This is a genomic window from Acinetobacter sp. YH12106 (assembly GCF_013418995.1).
Taxonomy (GTDB): domain Bacteria; phylum Pseudomonadota; class Gammaproteobacteria; order Pseudomonadales; family Moraxellaceae; genus Acinetobacter; species Acinetobacter pseudolwoffii.
Genome location: NZ_VPAV01000042.1, coordinates 1 through 8,211 on the forward strand (window position 1 = coordinate 1; position 8,211 = coordinate 8,211).

Here is an 8,211-nt window from a genome sequence, read left to right on the forward strand (position 1 = left end):
AAAATAGCGCTAAAACGCCACCAATTGACGAAAAAGCCCTGTTTGAGGAAAAACAGAGGGAAACCCTTGGCAAAGTGCTAAAACGCGAAATCAGCGCAAAAGACGCGAATCTAGACCTGGATTTTATCCAGCGCAATCTCAAACAAGCCGAAATAAACCTGACCAAGCACCACAAACATCAAAACGAGTTCAATCAGCAGCTTGCCCAGGAGATCGTGAAAAGCGGACTCAAGCAAAGTCATGACAAATTGCAAAGCCTGGTCGATCAACACAACGAATTAACCCAGCACAAACCCTTACTGTTTGGAAAAAAAGCTTGGGAAGCCCAACGTGATGCGATTTACCAGGAACACAAAAAGCTGAAAGGTCAGCATGAACACCAGAAAAAACATGGTGTGAAGGATTTATTGGAAAATGAAAAGTTCAAAGAGCATGCCTGGAAGCAGTACCAACAACAACATCCGGCCAAAGCCAAGCAATACCAAACTCTATACTCAACCTATCAAGTTATTAAGAAATGTGTGAATGAGATCAAAGCAGAACAACAGATGAAACTCAGACAAGAAAAACAGCTCAAAGCACAGCAACATGCGCCTAAAATGAAATCTCGTGGCATGAGTCGATAAACAGAGCGAGTGTCTACGAGCGAACTGAGAAAATTTGCCCTTTCCTTTCCCTGATTACAAGCTCCTTATCCATTAATCACTTGCATTGCAGAGCATCCCGCATGGGTGCGAACTTTCCAAGTTTGATCCCTAAACCGAGCGTAGCGAGAAAAAAAGCTCATGAGCGAAGCGAATTCCGAGTTGCTTTTGATCTTGCTTTTGCTTTTTCTCAAATTCACGAAAATATGAACCAAAAATTGCCCCGACGAATCGAGCGAAAGCGAGATTCAATAGAGTTTGAGCGTAGCGAAAACCAAGGGCAATTTTTACTTGTTTGTGTTTTTAATTATTTTTAAAGCTTTTAAATGTTTTTAGACAAGCTGTAAGCCTTGCTACAAAAGGCTTTACAGACCTATATAGCAACGTTTCCTCGGTTATATAGCAACGTTTCCTCGGTTATATAGCAACGTTTCCTCGGTTATATAGCAACGTTTCCTCGGTATTTGACAACAAATATTTATTATGTTGTTATAGCAACATAATAAGATAGTTGCTAAATAAAACCTTATGACAGATCTAATTGTAAAATCAAACAAGCTTATACAAGCCTTACAAAGTCTAAGTTTAAGTGAAACTCGTCTATTGCAGATTGCCATTATTGATGCACGAGAAACAGGAAAGGGACTTTCAACTGATGAACCTTTAGAATTAAATGCTACTCGCTATGCTGAAGCATTTAATATTTCACCTGATGCTGCATATTTAGCATTAATAGAAGCTGAAGAATCTTTATTTAAACGCCAATTTACTATTACTAATGATGATGGAAGCGTAACCAAAAGCCGTTGGATCCAAGATGCCAACTATAAAAAAGGACAAGGCCGAATATTCGTTACTTTGACCCGAATAGTGATAGAGCATGTCACGAAAATAGATGGTTTTGAACAATACTTCACTAGCTATCATTTGAAAAAGACTTCAGATTTTAAAAGTGTTTATGCAATACGTTTATATGAATTACTTATACAGTGGAGATCCACTGGTAAAACACCTGTTTTCGAAATAAATAAATTTAGAGATCAGTTAGGTATTGGAGTAAACGAGTACACTCGAATGGAAGCATTTAAAAGACGTGTACTGGAAATTGCTATTGAGCAAGTTAATGAGTTTTCAGATATTACTGTTAAATATGACCAGCAGAAAAAAGGACGCTCTATTTCAGGATTTTCATTTACTTTTAAACAAAAAAAATTAGCTAATGGAGCTATTTCTCGTCAAAAAGGTATAAATCTATCTGTAAAAATGACCGATGCTCAACGGCATCTATTCGCAAATAAGCTTTCTAGACTTCCTGAAATGAATAACTACTCTCAAGGCACAGAAAGCTTTGAACAATTCGCTGTCCGCATTGCCGAAATGCTTCAAGATTCAAATAAATTGGAAGAATTATTCCCATATCTTCAAAAAGTTGGCTTCCAATCTGCCTAAAAATTAAGCTTGATCATTTGTCTATTAGACAGTTTAATAGACAACAAGTTTTTACAAGTTTAGACATCGGTTTGCAGAATGAAAACCCTTACAGTTCTTGAACTTTCCAAGCTATACAACATCAATAGACAAACTATTTACAACAACATAAAGAAAGGAATTTTAAGTAAAAATTCTGATAATAAGATTGATCTAGCAGAAGCTATCCGTGTTTTTGGGGAACCAACAATAAAAGAAGATGTAAAAGATTCTGTAAAAATAGACAGTCCAAGTTCGGCAGAAAATTTACTGCTTAGACAGCAGATAGACATGCTGAAAAATCAGCTTGATGATGCCAAGAATCGAGAATCTTTCTATCAGAATCAGATTGAAACAATGCAACGTCTATTGGAAGCACCAAAACCCAATGTCACTCAATCTAGTGATCTTGGATCAGTAAAACCTGAATCAGTAAAAGAAGACGTGATAACAATGCCCCCTAAAGAATCAGAGGTGATCGAGAATAAACGTATCCCTGTTCCTGAGCAGGTAGAGGCTGAACCAAAAAAAAGGGGCTTCCTAAGCCGTTTTTTCCTTCCCTATGGTTAGCCAAGACTCCAATTTTTTGATGAGCCAATTTCAGTGCAATCACATGAAATAATGACTCATCAAAAAACCGGATGAGGTTTATTAAAACTGAACAAAACCGTGGAACATTGATCAATTACTGAGCGTGGAACACGAAAAATCACTGAAACAGCCTAAGAGAGCGTGCTTAGGCTTTTTTTACATCAATAAGACATTGTTTTAAAAAGAAAATTTTTTCGCGTTTCGTATAAGGTGTATTATGTTAATTTTAGGAAAGCTTAATAAATCCGTGTTTAAAAATTAAACTAGAAAGATTTTGTATTACTATCAATTTAGAATTCCTCTCTTATAAATCTTATTTAATGACGCTATCTTTTTGTATTGATGAAGCTATTTTATCAATGGTAGTACGAACACGTATTGGTAAGAAATTTGATCTTTTCCATACAATTTGAATAGGATAGTTAGTACTTGAATAGTTAGTAAGTAGGTGTATTAATTGACCACTTTGTATATATTCTTGAATCAACCAGGAAGGTAACCAACCAATTCCTCCATGCATTAGTACATAATCTAATATGCTTTTTATGTCATCCATTTGAACTTTATTTTTTGGCAAATATTTCATAGTTTTATGATGAGAACTTTGAAATATCCACTTTTCAAGCTGCCCATTTTTCAAATATCCAATAGTCTGATGGTTATCTAAATCTTTGATGCTCTCAGGAACCTGGTATCTTTTTAAATATTCAGGTGTGGCACAGAGCCACATTGCATGCTCAGAAATCTTTTTAACCATTAATTGACTATTATCTTCTAAATTACCAATTCTTATCACTAGGTCATAATTATCTTCAATTAAATCAATATAACGATCATTAAAAGAAAGAACCATATTCAAATTTTGATGTTCATCTGCTAAGTCTCTTAATATCGGAACTATGAACTTTTGTCCAAATAATACAGGCATAGAGATACGTATCATTCCCTGAATATTTTGATTATTACTTTCAAATAATGTCTCAGCTATTAATAATTCTTGTACAGCCCGCTGGCTATGTTCATAGAAAATACTACCTTCTTCTGTGAGAGCTAAATGACGTGTATCTCTGTTAAAAAGTACTACTCCGAGCTGTACCTCAAGCTTTGAAATCATCTTACTGACAGCGGAACGAGTCAGATGTAATTTTTCTGATGCTTTAGTAAAACTTCCTTGTTCAACAACACTAATAAATGCCATCAAACTTTTCAGATCATTAACACGCATATTAGTTCCAATTGGGAATCAATGAGTTGATTTATTATCACTTTTGTATCCAATTTATCAATGATAATCTAATTAAAATTCATATTAGGAACCTTACTATGAACAGAATTTTAGTTATCAAATCTAGTTTTATGCAGGAAAAATCTCTAAGTAATCAGCTCATTAATAAATATTTATATAGACGTAAGCAAAGTGGTTATGTTGACCAAATAATTGAACATGATCTAGGAGCTATGAACTTACCAGTATTAAACTTAGAGATATTTAATGCCTTACGTGGAGAGGCGAATGAAAAACCTGAGGTAAAAGCAGCAGTAGCTCTCTCTGATCAATTTATTCAAGAGCTGAAAGATTGTGATCTATTATTGATTGCAGCACCAATGTATAACTTAAATGTACCAACCCAATTAAAAAACTGGTTCGACTTAATTGCACGAGCACGAGTAACTTTTCAATATACAGAAACCGCACCCGTAGGATTAATTAAAGGTGTTAAATCAATTATCTTTAGTTCACGTGGTGGTTTTCATCAAGATCTTCCAACAGATGCTGTTACAGCATATTTAATAGCAGTATTAGGATTAATTGGTATTGATAAGGTAGATTTTATATATGCTGAAGGCACTGATATTAAACCATTAGGGAAATCTAAAGCACTTGAATTAGCTTCACAGCAAATTGCTTTACAAACGAACGTAGGATTGTAAGTATATTCTTCCTTATGGCAATGAAATTATAATTTTCTATTGTTCTAAGGTTCCTATTTAACATAATGGATATTATACGAAGTACACTTGTATATTAATTTAAATATCAATTACTTAAAAAATTAATCCTGATCATAAAAACCGCAAAAATCCGATTTTGAAACAAGTCGGCTTTTTTATGAGCGGTTTTGATACTTCTTGCCAATAAAATTGTTTAAAAAATAGTCAATTTTGAGGTTTTTCAAATTTTATCAATGCCTCAATGTCCAAAATTATCCACATTTTTTGTGGATAAAATTTAGGCTATTTTGTACGCCTGGGCTTACGTAAATTCTGGTTCTTTACGGCTGTCCAGGATAGGTGAATTTTCCTATGATGAAGCCATAGAGAACAGGATGTTCCAAACAACAAGAATAAGAAAGATCGCACCAGGAACGTGAGGTAAGACAGGAGTCATACTTAGCAACCCAATATGAAAAACCCCGGCAGGATGCCGGGGTTTTTTATTGTCTGAATAACCCAAGTTCATCAGTCATCAGTCATTTTTGCAAGTGGTATATAAATTGGATTGAACCCACAATTCGTAGATAAATTCACAATGAAATTAGATAAAGACACATATGCCAATTGATTAGCTTGTTGAATAAAACTTTCATCAGCTAAGTGTTTTTCTGGATCACTCTCTGTAATAAGCTCAACAATGTGTGTAAAAGAAAATTCTGCTTCACTTTCTTTCAGCTTATCAGCTTTCAAACTGAACTCAACTCTAACAAAACATGTAAATTCAGTTATATTATTTACATCATCATCTTCAGGATATGGAAGTATTTTTGATCGAATTGAATATGCTGATTTTCCTTGATTTGGATTATCATGTAACTCTTCAAGAAAATTTATTAGCTCTAAGGTTGGTTTAAAAATTAAATTAAAAACTCGATAACCTTTAAAATAAATATTCATATTAACTCTTTAACAACTAGCATAATCAAACATTTTTGACGTATGTCTCATTACTGATTCTACAGGCTTTTTAGTTTTTGCAGAACTAGAATGGGTATGGCTAAAAAATCTGTCTATCCCTTCAGGATCTTCTAATTTCAAAGATTCTTTTGGTTTATCTAAATGTACTTCATGGTTTTTAAAATGAACTACAATAGAAGTTATATTAGATGAAATATTTTTATCTACTCGTTTTTGAATATTAGAACTAGCTATTAATAAATCGAATACTTTTTCAAAATTACTTAACTCTTCTTTAACTTTTAAATCAAAAAGAGGAATAAATCTTGAAGAAAAGTCATTATCAAGAACATGTTGTTCTTCTATTTTTTCAATAGGAGAACAATGGCTCAAGAACTCTCGTACACTAGGACTATAAATATTTCTATTAGAATTTAATCGTTTATTATCTTTTATAAAATCATCAACAGTAACCTCAGTTCTCCATTTTTCAAGAGCTGCATATGCTAACTTCAGAATATCGTCCATTATTTTATCCTCTTAAACTTAACTACATTTTTTAATGTAAGTTTCAGGAAAATAAGCTGTTTTATTAAATAAAACAGTATCTTTATGCTCATAAAAAACACAAACCTGAGGTCTAGATAATCCACCAAAAGCTTCATGCTCTTTCGAATTTGGAGCCATTGGGATTGAACTTATACCAGTTCTCTTATCTATGACATCAAAATCCTTCCATTCATCCTCAGCGAGGATTGCATGGAATGGAAAGCCGTCTCCTAATTTATCTCTAAAATATGTCAAAACAGCACAAACACTCGGATAAATTAGTTCACTTTCTCGACCCTCTTTTACGGCTTGGTCATATATAGCTTGATACTCCTTTAAAAGTAGTAAGAAGTATTTAATATGATCAGGATTGGTAATTAGATCAAGTAATCTAGTTCTATCAATGTGTAAATAATACTGGGTAATTAAGTATTCTTTAAACCATTGATTGCCCCACCAATAAGCCCAATGATCTGAGTTAAGCCAAAAATAGTAACCATCAGATAGCCATTGCCATCTGTTTCTATTCTTATCAGTTCTGGCAAAGTGAGGAAGTTCTTGAAATATTTTCGTCCAATTTCTAAGTGGCTTAAATTTAAAAAGATCTGTTGTTTGGTAAACCAAATATGAGACTTTATTAAATTCGTGCATGCTCAACTCAAAAATTAGGCTTCATACCTCAAAGATTCGCTATTTTCATTGTAAATTAAAGTTTTATCAATGTTTTTATAACATATATTTTTTTCTAATATAGAAAATTAACATAAATCTCTTATATGAGAAAAAAGAGAGCCTACTTTAAAAACCCTATTTTTTTAAATACTTAGTGCATTAATAGTAGCTTTCAATACATAATTCATTTGATTGTGATTCAAGATCCAATATCATCCAATGTGTAGCTATACTGACAAAATATGCTGTAAATCCTGTTATCGCAAAGAATTTAGCATAATTTATATCACCAAAAATTAAATTAGCTACCAGTAGCACAATGCAAAAACCGACTAGTGAATAAAAAGATTTTAAGAAAAATTTTGATGAACCTACACATAGGTCAATTACAAGTGGGTTTAATTTCAAATCACATGCTACGTTCAATAGAAGAACCAGCATAGGTACAAAAAATACTATTTCCCAATAACCTATGCTCACAATCCAATTGAATACCAGGTATAAGCTCTTACTATTACCATTCAATAGAGTAATAGATAAAGCCACTGCTGTAGCAAGTGCTGTCCAACCTACCCATCTATGTGCTGATGATTTAAGAATTTCTAAAGATTTACTCACTTATTTATTTCTCATATAAATCCTAATGGTTGATAATTAAACGAAATTAAGGTCATATCAACACTTTTTATTCATACTTCAAAAAATTGAGAATACTTTCTTTACTTTTACTTTTGATCCAATCGAAGTGAGATATATTTTCATCTCTGAAAAGTTCTTTCATTTGTAGAGAATAAATAGATATTTTGGGATCTGCATCTACTTCAAGTTGAATACTTTGACAAATACCAATTCCCTCTCTACCTTCATAACTATAAGCAATACACTGTTCAAATAGTTGGTATACATCAGCTTTAAGAATGGAATCTGTTCCATTTTTAAAGAAATATTGATCAATTTCTTTATCTTCATTTTTTCGGAAAAACATAAAAAATCCTAATTTAAATTAAATAACTTACGATCTCTTTCATCTGTTAAATATCTATCCATCTGGGCAATAAGTTTTGCTCTCGCCTGTTCATCATCTTCGGTAATTTTCAACATACAGGATCCGATTAAAATCTTGCGTCTTGTATCATCCTTTCGTGCCTGTTCTTTCTCTTTGGCACGCTCTCTTGCCAATGCTGCCTGTCTTTGAGCTTTGAGCTGTTTCAGCTTTTCTTCCTGTGCCTTAATTTTGCTGTCTAGAGTTTCAGTAATGCTCATTAATCAAATACCATCATCCTGGGAAACCATCCCTAACATAAGCGCACTTGAATATGCATTCAAGGTGCTATATGTATAGTAATGTTTTCCTCGAAGAGCGCACTTATGCAAACTTCGTTTGCAAGTCCGATTG

12 protein-coding genes are annotated in these 8,211 nt (G+C 33.2%); 5 read left to right on the forward strand and 7 right to left on the reverse strand.

Features of this window, described 5'->3' with window-relative positions:
* The 4 genes from FTU45_RS14595 to FTU45_RS14610 all read left to right on the forward strand — a co-directional run.
* The coding region (locus tag FTU45_RS14595) for a hypothetical protein (RefSeq protein WP_257224073.1) at window positions 1-626 on the forward strand (626 nt) is incomplete at its 5' end.
* Window positions 627-727: 101 nt separating this feature from the next.
* Window positions 728-961 carry a hypothetical protein gene (locus FTU45_RS14600; RefSeq protein ID WP_180076648.1) on the forward strand — a complete coding sequence of 78 codons (234 nt, stop codon included), beginning with the start codon at window positions 728-730 and terminating at the stop codon, window positions 959-961.
* 211 nt (window positions 962-1,172) lie between these two features.
* Window positions 1,173-2,093: a replication initiation protein RepM gene (gene repM, locus FTU45_RS14605; RefSeq protein WP_180076649.1), complete on the forward strand. Its 921-nt coding sequence runs from the start codon at window positions 1,173-1,175 to the stop codon at window positions 2,091-2,093.
* A gap of 78 nt (window positions 2,094-2,171) precedes the next feature.
* Window positions 2,172-2,681: a plasmid replication DNA-binding protein gene (locus tag FTU45_RS14610; protein WP_180076650.1), complete on the forward strand. Its 510-nt coding sequence runs from the start codon at window positions 2,172-2,174 to the stop codon at window positions 2,679-2,681.
* Between the two features lie 334 nt (window positions 2,682-3,015).
* Here FTU45_RS14610 and FTU45_RS14615 read toward each other — a convergent pair whose 3' ends face one another.
* Window positions 3,016-3,927: a LysR family transcriptional regulator gene (locus tag FTU45_RS14615; RefSeq protein ID WP_078194112.1), complete on the reverse strand. Its 912-nt coding sequence runs from the start codon at window positions 3,925-3,927 to the stop codon at window positions 3,016-3,018.
* A gap of 98 nt (window positions 3,928-4,025) precedes the next feature.
* Here FTU45_RS14615 and FTU45_RS14620 point away from each other — a divergent pair, with 98 nt between their 5' ends.
* Window positions 4,026-4,634, forward strand: coding sequence for an FMN-dependent NADH-azoreductase (locus FTU45_RS14620; protein WP_078194113.1), 609 nt, complete (start codon window positions 4,026-4,028; stop codon window positions 4,632-4,634).
* Window positions 4,635-5,162: 528 nt separating this feature from the next.
* Here the strand turns inward: FTU45_RS14620 and FTU45_RS14625 are convergent.
* The 6 genes from FTU45_RS14625 to FTU45_RS14650 all read right to left on the reverse strand — a co-directional run bounded on the left by FTU45_RS14625 (window position 5,163) and on the right by FTU45_RS14650 (window position 8,078).
* The gene (locus FTU45_RS14625) at window positions 5,163-5,594 is read right to left on the reverse strand and encodes a hypothetical protein (protein ID WP_180076651.1); all 432 of its coding nucleotides are present in this window, start codon (window positions 5,592-5,594) and stop codon (window positions 5,163-5,165) included.
* Between the two features lie 9 nt (window positions 5,595-5,603).
* Window positions 5,604-6,122, reverse strand: a complete 519-nt coding sequence (locus FTU45_RS14630) for a hypothetical protein (protein WP_180076652.1) — start codon at window positions 6,120-6,122, stop codon at window positions 5,604-5,606.
* An 18-nt stretch (window positions 6,123-6,140) separates the two neighbouring features.
* Entirely contained in the window at window positions 6,141-6,794 is a 654-nt protein-coding gene (locus tag FTU45_RS14635) for a hypothetical protein (protein ID WP_180076653.1), read from the reverse strand.
* A 180-nt stretch (window positions 6,795-6,974) separates the two neighbouring features.
* The gene (locus FTU45_RS14640) at window positions 6,975-7,433 is read right to left on the reverse strand and encodes a hypothetical protein (protein WP_180076654.1); all 459 of its coding nucleotides are present in this window, start codon (window positions 7,431-7,433) and stop codon (window positions 6,975-6,977) included.
* 67 nt (window positions 7,434-7,500) lie between these two features.
* Window positions 7,501-7,800 (reverse strand): hypothetical protein, encoded by a 300-nt coding sequence (locus tag FTU45_RS14645; RefSeq protein WP_180076655.1) that lies wholly within the window; start codon window positions 7,798-7,800, stop codon window positions 7,501-7,503.
* Window positions 7,801-7,808: 8 nt separating this feature from the next.
* Entirely contained in the window at window positions 7,809-8,078 is a 270-nt protein-coding gene (locus FTU45_RS14650; RefSeq protein WP_180076656.1) for a mobilization protein, read from the reverse strand.
* Between the last annotated feature and the right edge of the window lie 133 nt (window positions 8,079-8,211).